The sequence below is a fragment of the Sphingobacterium alkalisoli genome, assembly GCF_005049105.1.
Classification (GTDB): Bacteria; Bacteroidota; Bacteroidia; order Sphingobacteriales; family Sphingobacteriaceae; genus Sphingobacterium; species Sphingobacterium alkalisoli.
Map to the genome: position 1 here is coordinate 32,410 of NZ_SUKA01000009.1, position 24,938 is coordinate 57,347.

Consider the following 24,938-nt stretch of genomic DNA (forward strand, 5'->3'; position numbering starts at 1 on the left):
CGTGTGTATTATGTGTTAAAATCCGACCGTAATTCCAAAAGTGTACGTACGCGGCAACGGCAAAAAATTGCTATAGCCCATAGGCACGAAGTCGGGATCGATTCCATGTTTATTGGCTCGCCAAAGTATTCCCACATTGTCTACATAGGCGTAAATCTGAGCTGAACGCAACGAAAGCGATTCCATCCATTTGCCTTTCAAATTATAGGAAAGGGTAATATCTTTTAAACGAACGTGCGAAGCACTTTCTACAAGAATATCGGCATATCGATACGCTTCGTCACGGTAGGTATCAAATAGATTATAACCAGGATAGGCCGGTACATCCGTACGAGCTTCGTCGCCAGGCTCTCGCCAGCGTAAAGCGTAATCGCTGTGTCCCGTTGAACGAAACATATCCGTACCTGCCAATCCGTAATAATTAATAGAAGAACGTCGGAAATAGTGACCTAATTTGTAGGTTAACGTGGTTGTCAGTCCAATACCCTTGTAAAACAAGTTGTGCGTCCATCCACCGTAAAAACGGGGCTGAGCGGGGCCGTGATAAACTAACTTATCTGCGGGCAGGCTACCCAAAATCGATGCATAATCGCCTAATGCGCCATGTTCATCTAAGAGCTGAGGATTTCCGTCACTGTCTAAGCCTCCCCAAGCATAGCTATACAAGGCATATACGGGGCGTCCCGATAGTGGGAAAACTTCTCGGTCAGCCAGCATATAACCTTGGTTTCCTGTTAAAAAACCTCCGCCTGCTGTGACTCCGGAAGAGAAGCTTCCTGAGCCAATTAAGGCAATATCTTCCACGCGATCAATCGCGTGACTAAACAATAATTTAGTATCCCAACGTAGCACCGAACCAATTCGGGCATTGAGTTCGAAATCGAAACCACGGCCCTGCATTGTCGCCACATTGGCCTGAATGGTACTGAAACCACTACTAGGGTCCAGAAAATGATCACCAAATAGATCCTGTCCTCGCTTTGTAAACCATTCCAAACGGCCTGATAACCTGTTGTTCCACAAACCAAAATCGACAGCCAGGTTTAATTGACTTACTTTTTCCCACTGCAACAGCGGATTGGCTGGCGACGTAATATTTGCCGTTGGAAGTCGGGTCATAAAATCGCGTCCGGCCCACGCTATGGGAAACGAAGTCTGCGCGGCACTAACATTCCCATTGAACCCATACGTACTGCGGAAACGTAGTTCCGAAAAGATGCCGCTTGTAGGGAAAAAGGACTCCCTGCTAATGTTCCAGGCTAGACCAGAAGACCATAGCGGCACATTACGATCGGCAGGATTAACGCCAAATAGACTGGATTTGTCGATCCGTCCGCTTGCCGATACAACGTAACGGTCTAAGTAGGTGTACGACACGTTACTATAGAACGAGGCATACCGGTTCCACTCTTGGCTGATTCTATCCTGGATACCACCTCCAAATTCAAAAGGCAAGGCAAACGGCATCGTAAACTGCTCGTACGATGCCATTTTATCCATATCAGTGTATTGCAAGGTTCGATCGTCGTAGCCGTAAAAGCTATTTAGCATATTATCGTACAGGATATCGCGAACCTCCATCCCTACTATACCCGACAAGCGATGCCGGTGTTCTGCCCAGCCGCCATTATAATTTAGCTGCCCCCGAAAGTTGTGCGAACTACGCTGTCCAGCGTTGCTAATCAACACATCCCCAACTGGAACCGCCCTACGTAAACCGTTATCTCCGTTTGGATCTCTAACGCTGTACGTATTGATCAGATCCCGGGTGCTGTACATATCGAGTGGGCGCAGGTCGCGGCCGCTAATCACATCCCGCTCGAATTGATAGCGTAGGTCTGCACTGAAACCCAAGGGCAACTTGTATTCAAGGCCTGCCGCAATACGGCTATACTGCTGCTTCGTCTGGTTATCCCGTAAGTTGATTTCATCGGCTGGCCGGTAGCTCCAATCTTGCATCCCGTATTGCTGCTGCAGCTGTTGATCGTATAGGAAAGGTACATCCCGGGCTATGGAAATGGCATTGCCCTGTGCATCACGTAAACGTTGGTAAGGATAAAAGGCATATTGATTTGCATCGACAGACCCGAGGTTACCACCCGTCTCGCCCTGAAAACCGTAGAGCCCCATAGCATTATGTTGCTGCCCATTCCAAGCGTGGTTAAGTGATACGTTTAGCTGCAGGCTTTTCATAATTTGGTAGGTATTGTCTCCCCGCAACGTTATGCGATCCGTACCATTTCCGCGCTCGGAAGATTGATCCCGGTCGTACCCTGCAGAAAACATATAGCGTACACGTTCGCTTCCGCCACGCATGTTGAATTGATGTTGCTGATGGACACGGTTCCGGTAGAAGACATCAGCATACTCTTTCCGTACATCGACACCTCGAAGATCGTTGAGATACGCATCGGCCTGTTGTTGCGTGGAACGCCCTTGTTGCACATCCATGAGTTGCTGTACGACTTCCGAGAGCGTCGGAAGCTCATCCAGAGGTGAACTCAAGTACTGATCGTAACGGCCGTCTTGATACCAGGCCCGCTCGAGATCAATGTAGTCTGATGAAGACATATAAGGCAGGTAGCTTAGATCGGGACGGTCTCCGACGAGTGCCTGCGAACGCAGCTCAATGGTAGGCCGTTCATTAAATGCGCCTCTACGCGTGCTGACCACGATCACGCCGTTAGCCGCCCGTACACCCCAAATCGAAGCGGCAGCGGCATCGCGCAGGATCGTAATATTTTCAACGTCATTGGGATTGATGCTATTGAGGCTTCCTTCGATAGGGAAGCCATCCACTACAACCAAGGGCTGATCGTCTCCGTAAATGGTGCTTCGCCCCCGAACAACTAAGCTTGGCTCGCCGCTTGCACTGTTTCGGTGAAACACTAAACCACCGGCAAGGCCTTCTAGGCGATCCAAAACATTCATAGTCGGTTTCCGGCTGAGTAGCTCGTTAGACACGGCAGCAAAAGATCCAGTAGCGCGTTCGCGTGGCAATTGCTGGTACCCGGTAGATACGACAACTTCCTGCAAGTCTGCAGCCTCGCCTTTTAACATAATCGTACCTAGATCGTTCGTAGCACGTAGCTCGAGTGCCGTATAACCGATATAACTAATTTCTAAAATGGCTCTTCTTGGGACATCGTTAAGTAAAAAGCGTCCATTTTGATCGGTCAAGGTGGCCTTATCCTGACCCCTTACCCTTACCGAAGCGCCTACCAAGGGCTCGCCCAGCTCGTTCGTAACCCGGCCTTGTGTAGGACTCTGCTGTTCTAGAACTGTAACGGGAGAAACAACCACAGGGGACACTGTCGTCTCAGTTAAAGGCATTGCAGATATGATCTTGCCATTTACCTGATAGCCGAACGGCTGATTCCTGAACAGCATAGGCAGCATCTCCAATACATCTTGACCCGAAACGTGGATCGTCACGGCTTTTGCTTGTCTAAGCAGCTCATCCTTCATAATAAAGGAATATCCCGACTGCCGTTGCACTTCTTTGACAACAGATTTAAAGGATGCCTGTCGCACCTGCACGGTGACTTTCTGCCCCAATACATCCCCTAATACGCTAAAGGATAAAGCAAAAGTCAAAAAAAAGAAAAGCTTCATAACAAGCAATGTTTTTAGTGAAAAACTATCACGCGGGCTACATTGATAAACTAATCGTAGAATCGCGGAACCGTTTTCGATATTCATATTCATAACAAGCATTTTGTTATGCAATACAGACCCCTGGCCGTTAGTCAGCCCACAAAACCGCCTTTGTGTTTCAGGTTATTTTGTCTAAGTTTGTATTGCTAGGTTAAAGATTTGATTACATACACAGTAACATTTTGGTCTAGCACTATCGCCGAAAATGCTTGCACCCATTTTCGGCATTTTTATGTGCCAAGACCGGAAGAAATTCTCCTATTTTGTGACCATTACCCTCCTCCCTTCGATCTTGAATGTAACGTTATAATTCAGTGCTAGGGCTTCAAGCACTTCGGATAATCGGGTTTCCCGGTTTAACGCAATATAGGCCTTTTCGGTTGGTCGGCTTTTATCATCAAAAGTAACATCGTACCAACGCTCAAGCTGGGGAATGATATCTTGGAGATGCACTGCGTCGAGAATAATGTAACCATCTTTCCAGGCGGCGTAGTCTAGGGCATCTTCGATGTGCTGTATAGCTGTTTTCGCACCAGAAACAACAGCTTGCTGTCCCGGGGCTAGGACTTGGGTCTGCTGCGATATGCTATTCTTCAATGCTACCCGTCCCTGTATCAAAGTAGTGACTTGCCGCGATGCTCCATCATAGGTATTAACATTGAATTCGGTGCCCAACACGCTAATTTCTTGTCCTGCAGAGCGCACTATAAATGGTTTTTCCGGATCTGATTTTACCTCAAAATAGGCTTCTCCGGTTAAATCGACTTCGCGCTTGCTACCTGTAAATGAGGTCGGGTACCGGAGCGATGACGCGGCATTTAACCAAGCGACGGTACCATCGGGCAAGGTGATTTTATAGTACCCCCCCTTTGGGGTGGTTAATGTCGCGTAAGAAGAGGCCTGTAGGGGGATTCCCGTACCATCGGTATAGTTCGCACGGTTATCTGCTACCTGGATACCTTCTTTATCTTCTTTGAGTACAATACGTGTGCCGTCTGCTAGCGTAATCGCAGCACGTTGCTCTCCAGGGAGCACATCGCCACCATATTTGCTCACCAACTCGACGGCCTGCTTTTCTTTTTTCTCCAGGAAAAAAAACGTTCCTAACCCCAAAAGTGTAATAGCCAGGATCGCAGCAGCCACTGCGCGCGTATACGGAAACCGACGAATAGGTTGTGGCGGATTAATCCGTTGCAGTAAACGGATGCCTATGGCATCGGCCAACGCTTCGATTTCCGGCTGCTTTGCATCAACGTGACGATCTAATTCCTGTTGAATCCGAAGCGTGAGATCTGTTGAATCGACATGAAACTGAAAATAAGCCAACAAGGCATCCAGCTCCTTCTCGGAGTAATTTCCGGAAAGGTATTTTTGAAATAAAATATGGATTTCTGATTGATTTTCCATCGCGCATTTACTATCTATACACGTAAACGGGAAAATCCAAGTAGACAAAAGGCATATTTTTTTAAAGAAAACACACAATAACAGTTCAAATTCAGGAGATAAGAAGAAAATTTATATTTAACGAAGCGAAAGCATCACAAAAAAACCAAAAAAATAGGATAGAAACCGAGGATCTTCTTGTGTCAACTTTTTAAGCAGCAGATTCGCATTGCGTATATGAGTATTTACGGTAGTTTCACTAATATGCAACTCTGCTGCTACTTCTTTATAGCTCTTTTCTTCAAGTTTGCACAAGGAATATACTGTGCGCTGCTGTGGAGACAACTGGTTGAGTAGGGAATCAAGCAAATGCTTATTTTCTTCTAACACTAACAATTCTTCTACATGGCTGTAATATTCACTCCATTGTGGCAACAGGTAGTCGCGGAATTTTTGTTCGTAGCCAGCACGTCGAAAGATATTTTTTGCTTTATTCGCGGCACTTTGAAAGAGGTAAGGTCTTATGGATCTCTCGGGATCGATACGTGCGCGATTTTCCCAGAGTCCTAAAAACAAATCCTGGAGCACGTCCTCGACCAATTCCGGCGATTTTAGCATCCGCAACAAGTTACCGGTCAGTTTGATTTTGTATTGACCGTAAAGCTGTTCAAAGGCCGACACATCACCCTCGCGAAGCTTACGCAATAAATCCATTTCATCGGGGGCCGAAGCAATTTCCATTATCCTGTTTAGGCTGGTATAAAGCGAAGTAAAGAAAACTTTAGCACATAGACAAATTATGGTTAAAAAGCCGTATAAATTAACAAAGGCCGGGCGAATATGTGTTTGCCCGGCCTTAAATAGACTTGAGGTATTAATTATACCTGATAATATTGCTCCCACCCTTTTGCCGGAGGAGGCCCTATTAAAAGTGCATTTGCAAACTTATCGTTTACAATTTCCTTTTTGATCGGATCAAATACAATTTTTGTATTGAGTTTTTGGGTGATCACACCGAGGCAAAAAACCTGACTTAATGGCCCGGCCAGATCAAAAGGTGATCTCGTTTTTTCTTCTCCCTTGCACGCTTTTAAGAAGTTTGCAAAGTGATTAGAAGGTGAAGAGAGCACGGTAGGCAATTTAGCTGCAACTTCCTGTGCCTTACTATCTGGAATAATCTTTAGGGTGCTGCCATGCGATCCACCTTTGAAGGTCAGATTTTTGGAATAGATTATCTTACCTGGATTCAATTTGGCCGGTTCTAATTTACCTGTACTAGGGGGCGGAATGTTCGGATCAAGGCCCGAGACGCCATATCCTTCCGGTATCGGCGGAAGATTATCAAGCCCGTCATACCAGTTGATATCGATAGCACCCCTGCTCTTCTTTTTCGGAAAATGAAACTTAAGTGTGGAGGACATCGGAAAAAAGAAAGAATTATGACCTTCCAACATCACGGCATCCACTTCTGTAGGAAGTCCTAGGTCTAGAAATTCGTGGGCTGTATCAAGAAGATGAGCTCCCCAGTCTCCTAATGCACCCATTCCGAAGTCAAACCAGCATCTCCATTGTCCGTTGACGAAGTCTTTATTATAGTCATGTCCTAAAGTCTGCATCTGCCATAATTCCCAATCCAGCGTCTGCGGAATAGGCTGTGCCTTAGGAAATGCTTTCATCGCCGGATCCCAGCTGTGCCATCTTCGCGGCATATTCATATGGGCATCAATTCGGTGAACATCTTTAATAATCCCTGCATCTTTCCAGGCTTTGAACTGAAAATAGTTTGCTTCAGAATGTCCCTGATTCCCCATCTGCGTCACTACTTTAGGGAATTTTTTAGCTTTCTGCATCATCAATTCTACCTCCCAGAAAGTGCGTGCCATTGGCTTTTCTACATACACATGCTTGCCCATATCTATAGCCATCATCGTGGCCGCAAAGTGTGCAAAATCTGGTGTACCAATGGAAACCGCGTCGATCTGCGTATCCATCTGTTCCAACATTTTCCGGAAATCCGTGAATTTTCGTGCATCTGGAAACATCTTCATAATCTCGGCAGTGTGCGGTGCGCCTAAATCCACATCACACAAGGATACTATATTACACAATCCGGTCTTATACAATTCTTTGATGATTTCAGCAGCTCTATTCCCGATACCGATACAAGCTAAATTAACCCGTTCGCCCGGTTTAGCAAGTACAACATTGCCTAGAAGACTATTGGATAAGAGGACTGCTCCGCCAGCAATAGTCGATTTTTTGAGAAAACTTCTTCTTGAAAAATGGTGATTTGTCATGTCAATATACGTTTAGTAGTTCGGGCTTAAAATTAATAGGTTTTGATTTTAATATTACGATAGGAAACTGCATCTCCATGATCTTGTAATAGAATGTGTCCTTCTTTTGCTTCCCCAAAATTCGCCCAATCTTTATACTTACTTGTGGCAACGATGTCCTTAAATTCTTTGGATCCTCTTTCGTATGTCACCATTTTTATACCGTTAAGATAGTGTGTTACCTGATTGTCCGGCGTCACTACGACACGACCACGGTTCCATTCTCCTATTGGTCTACGCGCACGCCCGTCCTTATTGGATGTAATCAGGTCATATAACGACGCCAACGTACGGTTACCATTCCTGCCCATTTTTGCGTCAGGGTGCAGGGCATCATCCAACACTTGGAATTCTAAACCTATGGCCGATCCATGTGTCTTTTCCTTTAACGTAACAAAATACTTAACACCACTATTCGCCCCCGGAGTAAGCTTGAACTCAAATGAGAGGTCGAAAGCGGAAAATTGATCTTGGGAAACGATATCGCCTCCGTTGGTCGACTCGCCACCATCTGATTTTAACACGTTAACCTGCCCGTTTTTAATCTCCCAGCCCTTATCAGGTAGTTGCCCCGTGCGTGCACTTTTCCACCCGGTAAAATCCTGTCCGTTAAACAATAGCTTATATCCGGCCTTCTGCTCGGCGGAGGAAAGTTGGTTAGGCACTAGATTTACGATATGTACATCTTTAGGGAAATCTTTCGATTTTAGGTTAGCTGTCTGAATTTTGATATTCCTGAAATACACTTTCTTTCCATCCAATTCATTTGGGATACTGTGCACCTGCAGCCCAATAAAACCTGTTGGATCTAATGTATCGATCACGAAGGCCGTAGGTACACCGTTAATCCAAGTTTTTAGCTCGTTTCCTATGGCTTCAATACGTACATGGTTGTATTCTTCCTGCTTATAAGCTGTTTTAGCTTTTTCATTCAGATCCAACGGATAAAGCCACATTCTTCGGGCTTCATCATAGATACCACCGGACCAGGCTCGCGCCGACGGATCAATTTCCACCTGCCTGCCGTACACCCGACCTTTGCCATTGTTGGCAGCGGCATCAAAATGGCTACGCGTTTGAATACCTGAATTGGTACTATTCCCTTCCAGCTTAATATCCAGTTCGAGGATAAAATCGCCATACTCCTGCTCGGTTACGAGGAATGAATTGGGAGTTCCTTTCGTCATCGTTCCTACGATTGCTCCGTCGACCACTTCATAAGGAGCCTCTCCACCTAACTTCTTCCAACCTTTTAAACTCTTACCATCAAATAAGCTTGTCCAGTTTTCTTTTTGACTTTCACTGGCTTTTATAGTACTACATGACCAGTAGGTAAGGCAACTAGCAGATAACAGTGCCACTGTAGCAAATGCAGTAAACAGCTTTTTTCTCGTTTTTATCATCATATTTATTTTCATTTTTATCCTTAGATCTATCGGTTTTGAGCTTCCCTTCCATGCTTAAGCAGGATACAAACTCGCGCTTAATGTCATCATACATAGTTTATAGCTATGTACAATGATATTAATTATTTACGAAAACAAAGGCTATATCTAGGTTATTTTTACGAAAACGTTTTAGCCATTCACGCGAAAGTAGACACTGCTAAGCGGCTAGTGCTTTCTTTAATAATCGTTCACCTTCTTCGCTATAACGCAGCGTGAGCGCTACCTGCGTACCTTGATGACTCATCTTAGACAAGGTCTTTTGTAAAATAGCAATCATTTTCTCCTCCGATTGTTTCGCGATCAGTTCGTCGTATTGGTATTGTAGAAACAATAAACATAACGCATCTTCCATAGTTTGCACTTCCGGGTCCTTTTTTATTGCCTTTTTTTGTACAATTTCCTTTACACGCTTAATAGTCATATCATCATAGTCTACTGAACGTAATATTTCCTCTGCTTTTTGTGCGTGAAATCTGGAAAGATCACTACGCCAAGTCAAATAGCCTATACGCCCCTCGGGATAACTGCCTCGTGGAATTTCCCAACGTCCGATATGCTGGCAACGTGATGCTAAAAGCAACGCCTCACTTGCATCGGAACGAAGTATGCTAATCCATTCGTGGAGCTTGATGGCATAAAAATATTCAATCGGATAATCCTGTCCCGAATTACTGATATGAGTGGGTGATTGACGATTATACGAATCGAACAATGCAAAAGCCTGGTCTAATTTTGTCATAAGAAAGGTAGTATGAGACGAAAATCAATCTTTAGGTGAACATAGCAAAAAAAATCTATACTAAAAAGAATTTAATATTTTTACTTTGCTCTTAGCTATGTCTATGACATGGTATCATAAGGAATGTCTACAGTTGCCAATTCCAACAATTCTCTTTCTTAAAGGTTTTGCTTATTAATGAGCAATGGATGGTATTAGCAACATCAGGGCCGGAATACCACTCGCGTCATAGCATGAAACCACATCGTCGGCATCCACCTTGGCTAAATAATTTTTGGAAGTCAGGCTACGTGTTTGATCACGATTATGCCAACCGTAGTCTATCGTCCGTCTGAGCCAAGGCAGATATTCCGGTTTGTTGCCCTCTTCAATCAAGCGGACGATATATTGTGCAAATATAGCCGTGTAGATCCCTTTCTCTTCTCCTTTTTCAGAAGGAAGTACTGCCTGCGGGGCAGACATCACCTCTTTGGTATAGTCAGCAATACGCACTGCATGATCTAAATATTGTTGCTTTTTCGTTATGGCGTACAGCTCTGTTGCCGCCCCAATTGCGCTACCCTGATTATAAACATGCAGTGTCCAATTTGGATCACCCTTACCGTGTTTTGAATCGGCGATACGGCCTGTTAACGGATCATATAGGTTCTCTGATGCCCATTGGTAGATTTCTTTAGCTTTATGAAGATAATCCTCCTTCTTCGTGACATTATATAGTGTAGCTGCTGCCACGACCGTAGGATAATTGATGCAGGACATCTTACCAACCCGTCCGAACGTCCAGTCCCAAAACATACCGCTATGCTCTGTATCGTACGAACCAGGATCTATTCCAGGAACGCCATTCCACACGCGGTCGAAACCCGACTCGGCATGCGCAAGGTATTTGGGATCTTTTGTTAACTCGTAAGCCCGTGCCATTGAGATGACCCACCACATAATGTCGTCGTAAATAAACCATGTTTTATCGTTCGACCAATCATAGTTGGCATATTGCTTACCATTGCCTTCGTAGAGGTCTTCGATAAGCTGTCGATTTTCAGGTGTTTTCTTACGCTTATAGGCATTCATCGCCATATCCCAATAGACCGCTTGAGTCCATATTGCGCCAACGGCCATTGGCTTATCGGAATCGCGCAAATAGATTTTTCGGACTGGATCATAGAGGTGCATATTAAAAGCTCTATACGCTTCGTCGACATCTTTTTCTGTGTATTTTTTTGGGAGGTCAGAAGAAGGTATACTATTTTCTCCATCAAACTTATTGTTAAGTGAAAAGCTTAACAGAGCGCTTATCGAGAAAAAACAGACAAGGAAGGCGGGTTTAAGGTTCTTTGCTTTCATAATTGAAAAATTTATTTTAAGGTATAGTTAGGCTGTTATTCTACTATTACTTCTACCACAACCGGAAAGTGATCTGATGGCATACGTGTATCGTATTTCCGGAACGAAAGCTCTTTGGGAAAATCACCTTTTTTGATCTCTTCCATTTGCATTGTCGGAGTTCTGTAGGAGTCTGTCAATACCCCATACTTATTTACGGATACCTCCGACGTAACGAAAATATAATCGATGCGGCTATCGGTCATTAGATGACTGTCAAATGCATTAAACGTTCCATTGAATGCATACCTTTCATTCGTATGTTCGTAACAATCTCTAACAAATTCGGAGTCAGCAAGAATACGATAGATGCTATTGTTCTGGTCTACGTTAAAATCCCCCGTCAAAAAAGCAGAATCATCACCAACCATTTGTCTCATTTTAGCAATTACAAGACGGGAACTCTCTTCCCGTGCCACCATTCCGACATGATCCATATGCAGATTGAAGAACCAGGATTTACGTCCTGTACCTATCTCTACCAGGTGTGCCCAAGTACAGATACGAGGTAGTGAGGCATCCCATCCTTTTGAAGGCTTATCCGGCGTTTCAGAAAGCCAAAAGGTACCTGCATCGAGGAGTTTAAATTTCTCCTTTTTATAGAAGATTGGGGCGTACTCACCCTTGTCAATACCATCGTCGCGCCCCACACCTACCGATGCGTACGCGTCTAGACCTTGGTTCATATCGGCAAACTGTTCTTTCAGTACCTCTTGAGCACCAAATACATCAAATCCATGAAATTTAATTAGCGATAAAATGACGGGCAGTCGTCGATCCCATCCATTGCCTTTGTCTCGATCGCCCTTATTATCATACCGTACGTTGAACGTGGCTATTTTCCAAACTTGCTGTCCCTGTGCAAAACACGGAGCAAGAAAGATCGTCATCACCAAAAACAACACGGCGAAACCTATTGGGTATTTTCGTATCATCATCATTATTTTTTAGATCTTCTTTTTTTTTCCGTAGTAAAGGAGTAAGGTGCGTCCTGCGGATTTGAACCTCTTTTAAGGTTAGGATTTGGTGACATCTTAAAGCTTAATTCTGCTCCTTTCATCAAATCGGCATATTTCAAGTAATTGTGCGTGTAAAGCTTCCCGTTCACCGTCATCTCATCCACATAGACGTGTTGATCATTAGCCGCTAAAGAAGAAATCCGTACAGTTTTACCGTTCTCCAATTTTAAGGTTACCTTTTTGAATTGCGGCGAGCCAATAACATACTCGCCAGATCCGGGAGCGACGGGATAAAACCCCAGTGAAGAAAAAACATACCAGGCGGATGTCTGCCCGTTGTCTTCATCGCCACAGTACCCATCGGGTGCAGCGGAATACAGTTTATCCATAATCCGCCTTACCCAATATTGTGTTTTCCAAGGTTGCCCCCCATAGTTGTATAGGTAAGGCATGTGTTGAATCGGCTGGTTACCATGTGCATATTGCCCCATATTCATAACCTGCATTTCCCTCATTTCATGGATCATACTTCTGCTCTTCATCCCGTCGTGACTAGGAACCGCGAATACGGTATCTAGCATTGCGTTGAAACGGGCGTTGCCCCCCATCAGGTCGATCAACCCTTGTGGATCGTGGAAGACGCAGAAACTCCAATGCCACGCATTTCCTTCGGTGTAGGCCTTGGTCCAATCGCTTGGATAAAACGGAGAAACAAATGTCCCGTCGCTATTTCGTGCACGCATGAGCTGCGTATCTTTATCATAGAGATTTTTATAATTGAGTGCTCTTTCTGCGAATACATCAATCTCAGAAGCTGGCTTTTTCAATGCTTGTCCCATTCGGTAAATACACCAATCTGCGTATGCATATTCGAGTGTGCGTGCAACATGTTGGCTCAGTTCATTATCCGCTGGAATGTACCCCATATCGTTGTACAGATCAAAGCCAGCTCTACCGGTAGATGAATTGGTCGGATGCACATGATTAGCACCATGTTTTACGGCCTCCCACAGCACCTCGGCATCATACCCCCGAAGCCCGTTTAAATAGGCATCGGCCACTACAGAGGCTGAATTATTTCCAATCATGGAGGCACGGTGTCCGGGACTAGCCCATTCTGGTAAAAAACCACTTTCCAGATAAGCATTAACGAGTCCTTCTTGCATCTTTTCGTTCATCGATGGATATACCAGATTCAGCAATGGGAACAAGCTTCGGAAGGTATCCCAAAAGCCTGTATCGGTAAAGAGGTACCCAGGCAAGACCTTGCCATTGTACGGACTATAATGTATTCTATTGCCTTGTGCATCGATCTCTGAGAAGTCTCTTGGGAATAATGTTGCACGATATAGGCAGGAATAGAAGGTACGGGTTTTATCAATATCGTTATCTTCAATTTTTATTCTTCCCAGCACCTCATTCCATTTTTTACGCCCCTCTTGTTTGATGTGATCAAACGGCCGTTCCCCCACTTCCCTCAGATTCAATTCTGCTTGTGCATGGCTAACAAATGAAGACGCGACGCGTGCGACGACCTGTTCACCCCGTTTAGTGCGAAAACCGATCAAACCTCCGGCATGCTGATCACTTGTTTCCAGTTTTCCGGTTTGAATTACCCCGCTCTTCACCGTGGCATGTGAGGTAAACGGTTTATCAAAAACGATGACAAAGTAATTTTTAAAGTTATCCGGAGCTCCACCACTATTTTTAGTCGTATATCCAATGATCTTATTTTCAGCAGGAATTATCTTAACGTACGAGCCTTTATCAAAAGCATCAATCACGACATACGCACTATCGCTTTCGGGAAATGTGAACCGGAACAAGGCAGCCCTTTCTGTCGGTGTAATCTCCGTGGTCACATCGTAATCCGCTAGATATACGCTATAATAATACGGCTTTGCTATTTCAGCTTTATGCGAAAACCAACTTGCCCGATCCTCCTCATCGACGTTAGGATGACCCGTTATGGGCATAATCGCAAACTGCCCATAGTCATTGTTCCAAGGACTGGGTTGATGTGTCTGCTTAAATCCCCTAATTTTATCGGCAGTATAGGTATAAATCCAACCATCCCCCATCTTACCTGTCTGAGGTGTCCAAAAATTCATTCCCCAGGGCATCGCAATAGCGGGATAGGTATTACCCGTGGAGAGTTCATATTTAGAGAGAGTTCCCACTAGCGTACTGACATAATCTACAGGATCCTTGGATTGCGCTATACCAATGGATGTAAAAAATAGGTTACAAAAAAGAAAAGCAGATATAACGTGTTTTATATACAACTTAATGGCCGGAAATTGGACTGTGATGTTGTTAATCATAAATAGTATTTATTGCAGTTTATCGGTACGTATACGGCCTTTTCGATATTTAAAATCGTTTTAGCAACTGCAATATACTAAATTATTCCAACTCTTCATTTTTCAAAAACACCAACAGTACATCTGCCGGGATGGCCAAAGATGCCGTATGACTATATCTTGCAATATTCAATCCCACTACTTTTCCTTCCTGATTCAGGATCGGGCTACCACATTCATAAGCATGTATACGGGAATCATGTACAAAAACACGATCGAATCCGTCTCTTCGAACAGATTTTCCTCCTTTAAAATGGTTGGCTGGATGATTTCCTTCACGCATCATTCTCGTTACTAGCACGAGCGAACCAGACAACGTATCCTGTTCCCTGATCCACGAGACCTGGATCGTATCTCCTGGGAAATAGTGTGCGAGCTCCCGGTTGATTTTCTCTGCACTAGCAACATCTTTGTCATCGACCGTTATAATCTGATCATCCTTTTGGAGGCCGAGTCGTTCTGCAGGCCCTAGGCTATCCAATTGCAATACAGTAGGCAACCCATTTATCTCCTGTAGGCGAGCTCCTAAACTGCCAGTGCTGAATCGGGCAGGGAGACTAAGCGGAGACATCCCCAATATACCGTATTTAAAACCGTCTTCTGGAAGAACGGACGTTATAGGTTCTCCTAGATTCTCATCTGAAAACGGAGCCTCTACAATGTCAGCTAACGTAATAGCACCCGATAAACGTTTTGGCAATGCTAGCGCTATCAGGTCATTTTTCTTATCCCGTGCCAACACTTTTAACGTATAAGATTTATTGCCCAATTTCGCTACAGGGCGCTGTCCTACAGAAGAGCTTTTACTGAGAATAATCTGCTTACGTTTTCCTAGTGCAAAACCCGTTCCTACGATACTCACTGTGTCGTCATGCAGCAAGCTACTAATCATGATCACCGCAGGAGAAGATTTTGTCTTTATCATTTTCCGCTTTGTGGCTAACGTCGATTGTGCATGCAGCTTTGTTACCAACGAATCTATTCCTAGATCTTCTTTGCTTTTCGGATGTTCTTCCAGTTCCTCCATGACTTGTAAAGCAGACCAATATTGCCTATACATATCCACGGGAACTTCAAAATTCAATCCTTCTGGTCCATTAATACGACTATGTAAGGCAACCACCCGGCCCAGCGCATCAAACAGCGGCCCACCAGAATCTCCTGGTTCCATGATACAGGAACTCACCACAAAGCCGTAGGGATCCAGCGGTTTCACTACCTGTCCTATGCGTAAAAAAGGCTTATTGAGCATGAGGCTCTCCGGATACGACCAACCAAAGCAGAGCTGGTCTTCAGCCAGCGATGAAGAACAGCCCATCTCCGCATAAGGCCAAGGTCCTTGCCCTTCCATCTTCATCATCGCAACATCGGGCAGATTCGTGGATTTATCAGTCACCAGCCGTCCTAGCGCCCTGGCCGTTCCTTCACTCCCGTCGGGAAATAAAACCCGATACAAGTTACCGGGTTTGGTAGCATGGGCAACGGTAAGAATATGACCTTCTGGGGTAACAACCACCGCACTGAACTGCGAGCTGTTTTGTGCACGTGTCAAGGAGTCGATACCATGTAGCTTGATACAGGCCGGATATGATTTTTTTAAGATCGAATCAGCTATCACTGGGTCGTTGAAATCCGAAATTGAGTAAGCATAACACGCATTTCCTAAACATAAAATAAAAAGGAAGATCTGTACGATCCAACGAACAATAAGTTGGGATTTCACGCGGCAAAGGGAATCATTAACTTGCATGGGGTGTTAAAAATTAAATCGGCACAGTTTTTTGATACTGTGCCGATAAATATAAATACAATATTATAAAAGACTAACCTTTATGTGGTTTTTTTGCGGAGTCAATTAATTCTTTCATCTCTATTTTGATATAATCTACATTTGGAGAAGAACCAGTCAAGGCATAACGGATATTTCCTTCTTTATCCAGGATAAATTTCGCAGGGATACCATTTACACCCATTTCAGCTGCTAAGTTTTTTCCTGTTTCAGCATTTTTTTGATCATCAAACAGTACTTCGAAAGGATAATCGTTCTTCTCTAGAAAAGAAGCAACATTCGCTTTATATTCCTTATCCCGTTCCCACGTATTGATAAAAAGGAATTCAACTTCGGGATCAGCTTGATACGATTCTTGCGCAGCTTTCATCCCTGGGAAAGACCGAATGCAAGGTTGGCACCAAGTTGCCCAAAAGTCAAGAACGACGACTTTACCTTTTAAACTTGCTAGGGATACTACCTCACCCTTCAGGTTAAGCAATTCAAATTGCGGAGCGGGCTTGTATTGAGCACTCTTCGCGATATGTTCTCTTACTCCCTTTGTCACATCTTGATCAAGACGTGCGATGTAGCCATCAAAGCCAGTTTCCACCCCATTTAGTTCACTATATAGACTTTTCATTTTCTCTTTATAAGAAAAAGTTCCTTGTTTATATAGAATTTCCAACTGTTGCAACGCTTCCAGTTTACGACCTGCAACATCAAGACCTTTGTAATACGCACCACTGAATTGTGGTGCCTGATCGGGAACCAAGGTAATAGCTTCCTCGATCAACGCTAATGCCTCTTCATAGTTACCTTGGGCATTGTATATGTTAACCAGTTGTGCTACGTAACCAGGATAACCCACTGCCGCAAACCCGGCTCTATTATCCTGTTGTTCTTTTGGCAGATTGATGTAATATTCCGCATCTTTTATAGCCACCTTCAGAAATGGTATTACAGTTGTGGTATCGCCTTTGTTAAGTAATATCCTAGTTACTGGAGCATACCCCTGACCCCTCCAAAAACGCTCATTAAGCTGATCTAGATATTGAATTGCCTTTCCGGTATTACCTTCTTTTGCATAATCATGTGCTACATTGGAAATCAAATAATCGTATCCAACTTTGATTACATCTCCCTCTGGAATCGGCCACTTCTTAATCAACTCCTTATAACTTTTCTCTTTTGCAGCTGCACCATCCTGTTTAAGGAACACATTCGTGATGTAGTGTTGTTTCGCCACATTACTCTTTGGCATCTGCTTAACTACAATGTTCCGTAGAGAGTCTGCACTCTCTTCATATCCTAACTGGTTCAGATAGTTGATGCTTAATTCCAGTTCACCTTCAATTTTCGACTTTTTAGCCGTCTCTAGAAGTTCTTTGTGTAAAGCATCCTTTTGTTCTTTCGTGCCAGATTGTACAATATCGTAATATTTTTTGGAACGGTCGTTCAGATCATCCTGCTGTGCCATCGCCATTGTCGATAAACAAAAGCCCAACGCTACTAGTTTTAATTTCATCTTTATAAATTTATTGTGTTATAATATATTCATCTAATATTTGAAAGCAAGATCAACAATCTTTCCAAAACCTGTAAAGGTTTTGTCCAGTTCACCAATACTTCCATTTGGATTTACCTTGAAATAATACACTTTACCTTCTGACCCGTTCCAAGTACAAGCAATAAGGCGGGCTTGGGCATTACCGTACCCGTGTTTTTGGAATTTAATTTTGGTTGTGACCTCGGTCGCCGGAAAAGTGTAGCCAACCGTGTAGTTGTCTGACGTTATCTCGTAACGGTACAATTTCCCATCATGTGCGTAATATATGTGAGGGGCGAGGGTAGAACAGGTTAGATCTAATGCATCGGATAAATACGGAGCATTTAGTTTCTGTTTACTTTCAGTGATTGTCTCTTCTCCTTTACGTGTCGTTTTAAACGTTAGTAGATACGTTTCGTTATCTAGGCCTTTCATGACCGCGTTACGTATCACATTATTATGCGATGAATCCATTTTGATCAGATCCATTCTCACGTTATTCAAATCAATAATATCCAGATCTTGTACGGCATCATCAAATCTTCGTAATGCATTGGGTTTAACGTCAAAAAATCTGCGGTGCTTTTTATCAAACATAAAAATCTGGTAGAGATCAGTATATTCGGTGCCCGAAATCGTCTGGGACGCCAAATCATAATCGTAATCGCCTTGTGGTGAAGACAACGGCGCTCCGAACTTCTTTGCCCCTGGAAATCCACCCACCATATTGACGTGGAGTTTACCGTCGTTTATCAGAATGCCGGCAAGATTTCCAGTACCGCCAGCCCAGCCGATATAAGAGGGCTTTTTTAATGATGGCGGCACAAAGAACAGGTAGTTATAATCAAAACGTTTAGTCATTGTGAGTCCATCGAGTTCAATAGCATCGTCCTCAGTTGTAATATAAAAACGTTTACCATCGCGTCCTACCTGATCACTTACCGACTCATGCGATATGGTAAAAGATGTTGGGTTCTTAAGCGGATAATCTGGATTTGTCTCGGTATAGATGTTATGAATTACCTCTCCACTTCTAGAAATCATGGAAAGATCAGCCTTTGTAGCTTTATCTTCAAGAAAAATCCAGCCCACTGTATATTTATCCGAAACCGATAATTGGTAAAAGTAAAAGTAGGAAACGCCGGTTTTTTTTTGTGTAACTTTATAGGTTAATTTATAATCTTCACCGACTGTAAATACACTTGGATCCACAATATAATCTAACCTACGGCTGGTTGCTATCAATGTACTATCCTGGCTATATGATGCTGCGGATGAGTTTAAATAGGCAAACCATTGGAACGATAGATCATCTTCATTCCCATTTAACTCCAGCGCGGGATTAAGTTGTAGGGACGACCCTGGCTGCGCAAATAACTTTTCCGTCACCGCTTCGTCTTTTATAGTTATCGGATTGACATCTTCGTATACATAGTTCCCTTTATCTTTGTAACAGCCACTCATGATGAGGCAGAGTACTGAGGCAATGAATAAATTATAGTTCATTATTTTCGTCATCATTTTAAAATTTAAGGTAGAATCACACGGTTATCATTCTCATCTATTAGCGGGCCATTTGCCTGTTCGTATTCATATAATCCAAGTCTCGCCTGCTGGATCAATAAGTTACGATCTTGCGGAAAATTTACCGCCGTATTCCAATTTCGATAACCCGTCCATTGAGTCAGATAAACCAATTTGGTATTAGAATAGGCTCCAAATAGGCTCGCCCACCTTGCATCCCATATAGCTGGTTTAGTTAGCATATCTGTAATCGTAAAGTTGTACGACAAGCGATTCAATCTCGAACTGGTGTTTGGCTCGTCGTAACCGGGCTTAAAATGCTCGGATTCCGCTATTCGCAATTCGGCTCGGAGCACGCTATCCTTCAGTCCATGCCTCCTAAAAATAATAATTGGTACTTCGACGTCATAGGCGTTTGCCGGCATGTAGAGGTCCTTCGCAATAAAGTGATAACCCATCTTTGCGGTCGATGCTTCTGTGAGTTCCAATTTGATTGGGCGATCATAGGCTTTTGCAGCTCCCATTATACGGAATGCCAAGGAAATGGTGTCTGTCTGTACCTCTTCCGGATCTAATGCGAACGAGAGGTTCACGCTGTCTATTGAACCTATACCATTTGTCACTATATTCTTTGGAAAATAGATACGCGGATCATTATCTTTATACATTAACCGCTCTTCCTTTCCGCAGGAATTTGCGAAGCATGCCACTACAAAAAGCGTATATAATATGTTTTTGATTTTCATCATGTTAATCAGTTAAGTCCGAACTCTATTTCGTCATTTGGTTTTGGAAGCACATATTTCTCGTTGTTCATGACACCACCAACCGAGTTCTCCAAGTTTAAATAATTCTTTCGCTTATAGTAATACCATAGCTGGCCCTCAGCATAAAACTCCTTTCGGTACTCTTTAAAAAGCTCGTTTTCCAACTGTTCGGCTGTAGTTATAATATCTGTTGTCAAAACGGATATCAACCTGGCATTGCGAACCACATTTAGAAACGCTAACGCTTCTTCAATAGTGCCACTTGCTTCTGTCGCGATGTAATACATTTCAGGTAGCCGGAGAACAGGTACAAGCTTTTGGTTTACATTATTAATGTTGACACCAACGTAATATTTCGTGCTGTACACTACACTTTCAGAAAATTCATTCCATCTTTTACCTATACCGATCCCTCTTGTATCGTCTGAGTTGCTCCCGGCACCTTCCTCATAATATAACTTTAACTTTTCTACACTGGTAAAAAGATCCAGCGATTCAGGTCGTTCCACTTCCGTCTTAAAAAGGTCATCCGACAAGTTTTTTAGATCCGACTTATAAATAGAAAAGATGTGTTCATTGCTAAAAATGGTATTGGACTTAGTTGAATTCGGCTCTGTGGAATACGTTAATGCATTTACGAATGCAAATTTATCACTTCCAATAACCTCCTTAGCATATTTCAAAGCTTGGGCGTTATTTCCGCCATATAAATGGACGCGAGCTAACAGACCCTTCACTGCCCAATAATTTAACCTATTTTGTCTATACATCCCAAACACGTCCAATGATATACTTCCTTCATTATCTTGTATCTGATCAATCTCAGGATTAACAACAAGCAACGCTTCCGCTTCAACTAAATCTCTCACAATCGCGTCAATTACAGACTGAAAGCTAGCCGCCTTTTTTGGGCTAATTGTAAAATCCGTCATATAAGGAATAGTTGGCTGATCAACTTGATCTAGACCAGCTAACGCTGGTGCAAACAGACGGAGCAAATCAAAATGAACCAATGCTCTTATAGCAAGAGCTTCCCCCTTGATAATCTCATAATTATGTTCATGCAAAATATGTCTTTGCTCATCTACATTCTTCAAGATATAATTCGCTTGTGCAATAATATTATATTGATGCTGCCATATGGAACTGATTAAGGTTTGGTTTGGTGCTGCCAAGAAATTATATCTCGCCATGATGCCATAGCCATCAGTTTCGCTCGATTTATTTTCATATACTTGCGCAAATACATCAATCATTCCATACGACAATTCCTTCCCATAACTTACAGAAGACGCCATGCGTTGGTAGGCGCCAATTAACGCATTGATGAATCCTTGCTCAGAAGAAAACTGCTCCCTTTCCGAAGTCTGTGTAGACGGTTTTACGTCAAGCCATTCGCTACATGACGTAGGCAGCAGCAAGCTACTTATCAATGCCGCCACTGTGACAATTCTGTGAAATATTTTAATATGTTTTTTCATTCTCATAATACTATTAAAAACTAGCCGAAATTTGAAATGTGAATGACCTACTGAACGGATAAACCAGTCCACGTTCCTGTTGAACACTGGAAAAACGGGCCAAATCATTGGTGTATGCTGTAACCTTGGTATTTCGTATACCGAGTCTCTTATTTAGTTCATCGGATAATCGATAATATATTGAAATACTCTCAATAGATAGTACGTTGTTATCTTGTACAAAACGAGATGTTGCATAGGTCTTTTCTCGGTTCAAAACTCCGCTCGCATCTCGTATGGCTTTGAAAAAGCTGATATCTCCTTGTTGCATCCAGCGCTGTTCGGCGACACGCCGATCCACATTGTAAAGCGCAACATCAACGTTTTCTACGCGATCCACCAGCGTTTGGTTGTAAGCCTGTCCCCCCAGTCGGAAACGCAGGGTTGCATTGACTCCGATACCATTATATTCGAAATTTGATCCAAATGTACCTTCGACATCACTACGTGTATCACCTACGATCTTTTGATCCAACGGATCATAGGTATTGGTTAACTTTCCATTTCGGGTTAAAAAAATCTCCCGACCCGATCCTGGATCAATACCCAAGGAAGGCACTGCCCATATCGCTGTTGTGGATTGTCCTTCTGCGTACCTGGTGATGGGTATGGACGAAAGTGTTTCATCTGCAGCCCTATTCAACGCCGCAATTTGATTTGAAACCTTTTGTATTTTATTTCGTGTAGAAAATAGATTGACAAAAAGTGACCAGTTGTTTCTGTTAGCTGTGCTGTTTATAATGTTAAAGCGTGTGTAAAGTTCCCAACCGCTTCGCAATAGATCACCCATATTTTCCTTATAGTCCATAAAGCCTGAAGAGGGCGCAACAGAGATATTTGCTATTGAACCTTCTGTTTTTTCGATATAATAGTTACCCACTAAATCAAAACGATTGAACATGACGAGGTCAAGTCCAAAATTATTCTTTCGGCTTTTTTGCCATTTCAGCGACTCATTTCCAAAAGCCAATAAATAGGTACCTATAATCCCCCTATACTCGCTGTTATTAAAGTATTGCGAAGTCGTAACACCATAAAACGATTCAAAATTCTGCGATCCTGTGAAGCCAAAGGAATAACGCAGGCGTAACTTGTTGACTGCTAAAATATTTTTTGCAAACGCCTCATTATGGACATTCCAACCCGCCCCGACGGACCAGAATGGGGCATACCTATTGTCAGCCCCGAACTGAGAAGACCCATCAACCCGCAACGATAGATCTAATAGATACCTGTTATCATATGAGTAGCTCAAGTTACTAAACATGGATGAAAGGCGTTTAATGCTTTCGATTCCTTCGGGCTTTGTATTTTGGGCGAACTGAAGACCTTGGGTCATGTTATTCAAGCTCGCATTTGGAAATCCCACCACTTTGAAAGATTCAGTATGGTTACCCTCGTGACTCATGTTAAGGCCTAACGTTGCAAAAATTAAGTTCTTGCCAAAAGACTTATTTAAGTTAGTTGTGAAGATCCCTTCATAACGTTGATTTTTCCCATATCCCTTATTGTAACTACCACGCTCAAAGGTTGGTGTAGTGAAAAAGGAAGAATGCTGTGATGGCAGAAATTTATCGGACTCGTCTTCCTGAAATAGGTAAGCAAAAGTACCGCGAAAAGTTAGCCAAGAGTAAGCTTTCCATTCCATAGCAAAATTATTGACAATTGTATGGTACTTGTTTTGGTCAACCAATCCCAAGGATGCATCATAGAGCGGATTTCCTGGTCTGCCTGTGTAGCCGTTCAAATTATCATAACGGTCAAAGTTCGTCAGTCTTGATCCTCCCTCATTCAGAATTTCTTCTAAATACACTTTATAGGATCCGTCCTCTGCAAAGGGAGCCCAATAGGGATTCAATCGCGTATACTGATTAAATGATCCATAATTTGAATTATTACCCGTATTGGTAATTATACTTAAGTCATTTTTAAACAAGAAGTTTTTGTAACGATAGGCCAAATACGAATTACCGGTCATTGTTTTTCGATTTGAATTTTTCATCACGCCCACGTTGTCGTAGTAATTCACCCCCACCCCGTACTGGATTTCTTCCTGACCACCTTCAATATAGACGTTATGCTTTTGACCAATGCCCGTACGTACCGGCTGCGCGAGCCAGTCGGTATTTACGCCAGATTTCACAGCAGCCAAGCGTGCATTATAGATCGTTTGCAACTCTTGATCTCTAAAATTGAATGAGTCATGATAGAAGCCTAGCCTATTTTCAAGGTCTAATTTTTCTGAGGCATTAAGCACATCGTACCCTCGTAAATCTGGTGCTTCCACCGTAATATTTCCGGTATAGCTCAGGTTTAGCTTTCCTGCTTTTGGCCGAATAGTTTCGATTATGACCACACCATTAGCTGCACGCGAACCGTATATTGAGGTTGCGGTTGCATCCTTTAACAAATCTACAGATTTGACGCGAGTTAGATCCAGATCATTGATACGGCTCAATGAAACCTCGAAACCATCCAAAATAAACAAAGGTGTATTTGGTGCGTTCGAATAGTTAAATGGATTGGAACCTGCTATATTTGGATCAATCAAGCTATTTCCACCTCGTAAGGTTACATCAGGCAAAGCGTTTGGATTTGACCCCAAGTTGATGTTATCAGGCATCTGAAAAGAAGGATCAAGCGCAGTTATTGCGGTCAATATATTATCACTGGTTACATTTTGCAATTGTTCCTGTGTAAAAGAGCGTGCAGCACCTGTGTACATTTCTTTTGGACGTTCAAATAGACCGGTAACAACGACACCTTCAATTTCTCTAGTTGAAGTCTTTAAGGTCACTTCTATCTGGGTTCTGTTTCCAACCCTAATTTCCTGGGTACCGTAGCCCATCAAAGAAAAAATCAACGTGATCGTATCGCTTGGTACGGGTATAGACCAATGTCCGTTTGCATCCGTGGCCGTGCTACTTTGAATCTCTGCATTCTTGATTATCTGACGCCAGTTTTTCATTAAAACGGAAACACCAGCAAGCGGCTGACCATTCTCGTCTTTTACCAAACCACTACGATTAACTTGCTGATCAGCTATCAAATGCTGATTTGCTTTTTCAAACAGTACAATACTCTTCCCGTTCTGACGGAATCCCAATTTGGTACCATCCAACAGTTCGCTCAGCATCCTAGCGACAGTCCGCTTGGTTGACACAATAGCGTTGACTTCATATCTCTCTACGATTTCCGTGGGATAAAAAATTGACATACCCGAGCGTTTTTCAACTTCGCTCAGTGCCGATTTTAAACTTGTCGATCCAAAACCCAACTCAATTTTTTTCGTATGAATATTTTGCGCATGGGTATTAGAAGATGCTAGACCAATCGACAGCATCAATAGTAAGCCACTTAATAGATTGACTTTCATAAAGAATCTAATTTTATTTTGATCAAGCAGCTTGGGACAAAGGTGCGTCCCACCACTTGCAAAAAACAAGAATTTTTGCATTATTTGTATAAGGTTTTAAAGTTTACCAATAATTTTAGATCACCTAGCTCCCTCTATGCTTCCTACGGCGGGGGGAGTTTTT

At 43.0% G+C, this 24,938-nt stretch carries 15 protein-coding genes; all 15 read right to left on the reverse strand.

Annotated elements, in window-relative coordinates; translation table 11 throughout:
* Positions 1–15: 15 nt before the first annotated feature.
* Positions 16–3,615 carry a SusC/RagA family TonB-linked outer membrane protein gene (locus tag FAZ19_RS21150; RefSeq protein WP_169305732.1) on the reverse strand — a complete coding sequence of 1,200 codons (3,600 nt, stop codon included), beginning with the start codon at positions 3,613–3,615 and terminating at the stop codon, positions 16–18.
* Positions 3,616–3,915: 300 nt separating this feature from the next.
* A complete protein-coding gene (locus tag FAZ19_RS21155; RefSeq protein ID WP_136822765.1) occupies positions 3,916–5,064 on the reverse strand; it encodes a FecR family protein in 1,149 nt (382 codons plus the stop codon).
* A 117-nt stretch (positions 5,065–5,181) separates the two neighbouring features.
* Positions 5,182–5,784, reverse strand: a complete 603-nt coding sequence (locus FAZ19_RS21160; protein WP_136822766.1) for an RNA polymerase sigma factor — start codon at positions 5,782–5,784, stop codon at positions 5,182–5,184.
* 137 nt (positions 5,785–5,921) lie between these two features.
* The gene (locus FAZ19_RS21165; RefSeq protein ID WP_136822767.1) at positions 5,922–7,340 is read right to left on the reverse strand and encodes a Gfo/Idh/MocA family oxidoreductase; all 1,419 of its coding nucleotides are present in this window, start codon (positions 7,338–7,340) and stop codon (positions 5,922–5,924) included.
* Between the two features lie 32 nt (positions 7,341–7,372).
* Positions 7,373–8,785, reverse strand: a complete 1,413-nt coding sequence (locus tag FAZ19_RS21170) for a 3-keto-disaccharide hydrolase (RefSeq protein ID WP_229707670.1) — start codon at positions 8,783–8,785, stop codon at positions 7,373–7,375.
* Between the two features lie 199 nt (positions 8,786–8,984).
* Positions 8,985–9,566: a DUF4202 domain-containing protein gene (locus tag FAZ19_RS21175; protein ID WP_136822768.1), complete on the reverse strand. Its 582-nt coding sequence runs from the start codon at positions 9,564–9,566 to the stop codon at positions 8,985–8,987.
* Between the two features lie 174 nt (positions 9,567–9,740).
* On the reverse strand, positions 9,741–10,910 hold the full coding sequence (locus FAZ19_RS21180; RefSeq protein ID WP_136822769.1) for a glycoside hydrolase family 76 protein: 1,170 nt from the start codon (positions 10,908–10,910) through the stop codon (positions 9,741–9,743).
* A 35-nt stretch (positions 10,911–10,945) separates the two neighbouring features.
* Positions 10,946–11,890, reverse strand: coding sequence for an endonuclease/exonuclease/phosphatase family protein (locus tag FAZ19_RS21185; RefSeq protein ID WP_229707669.1), 945 nt, complete (start codon positions 11,888–11,890; stop codon positions 10,946–10,948).
* Positions 11,890–14,232, reverse strand: a complete 2,343-nt coding sequence (locus FAZ19_RS21190) for a GH92 family glycosyl hydrolase (protein WP_136822770.1) — start codon at positions 14,230–14,232, stop codon at positions 11,890–11,892. Before FAZ19_RS21190 ends, FAZ19_RS21185 begins: the two co-directional genes overlap by 1 nt.
* Positions 14,233–14,314: 82 nt before the next feature.
* On the reverse strand, positions 14,315–15,994 hold the full coding sequence (locus FAZ19_RS21195; protein ID WP_169305733.1) for a trypsin-like peptidase domain-containing protein: 1,680 nt from the start codon (positions 15,992–15,994) through the stop codon (positions 14,315–14,317).
* Between the two features lie 100 nt (positions 15,995–16,094).
* On the reverse strand, positions 16,095–17,567 hold the full coding sequence (locus tag FAZ19_RS21200; protein WP_136822772.1) for a TlpA disulfide reductase family protein: 1,473 nt from the start codon (positions 17,565–17,567) through the stop codon (positions 16,095–16,097).
* Positions 17,568–17,600: 33 nt separating this feature from the next.
* A complete protein-coding gene (locus FAZ19_RS21205) occupies positions 17,601–19,109 on the reverse strand; it encodes a PKD-like family lipoprotein (protein ID WP_136822773.1) in 1,509 nt (502 codons plus the stop codon).
* 8 nt (positions 19,110–19,117) lie between these two features.
* A complete protein-coding gene (locus tag FAZ19_RS21210; RefSeq protein ID WP_136822774.1) occupies positions 19,118–19,861 on the reverse strand; it encodes a DUF4843 domain-containing protein in 744 nt (247 codons plus the stop codon).
* Positions 19,862–19,866: 5 nt separating this feature from the next.
* A complete protein-coding gene (locus FAZ19_RS21215) occupies positions 19,867–21,360 on the reverse strand; it encodes a RagB/SusD family nutrient uptake outer membrane protein (protein WP_169305734.1) in 1,494 nt (497 codons plus the stop codon).
* Positions 21,361–21,373: 13 nt separating this feature from the next.
* Entirely contained in the window at positions 21,374–24,775 is a 3,402-nt protein-coding gene (locus tag FAZ19_RS21220) for a SusC/RagA family TonB-linked outer membrane protein (protein ID WP_169305735.1), read from the reverse strand.
* Positions 24,776–24,938: the final 163 nt, after the last annotated feature.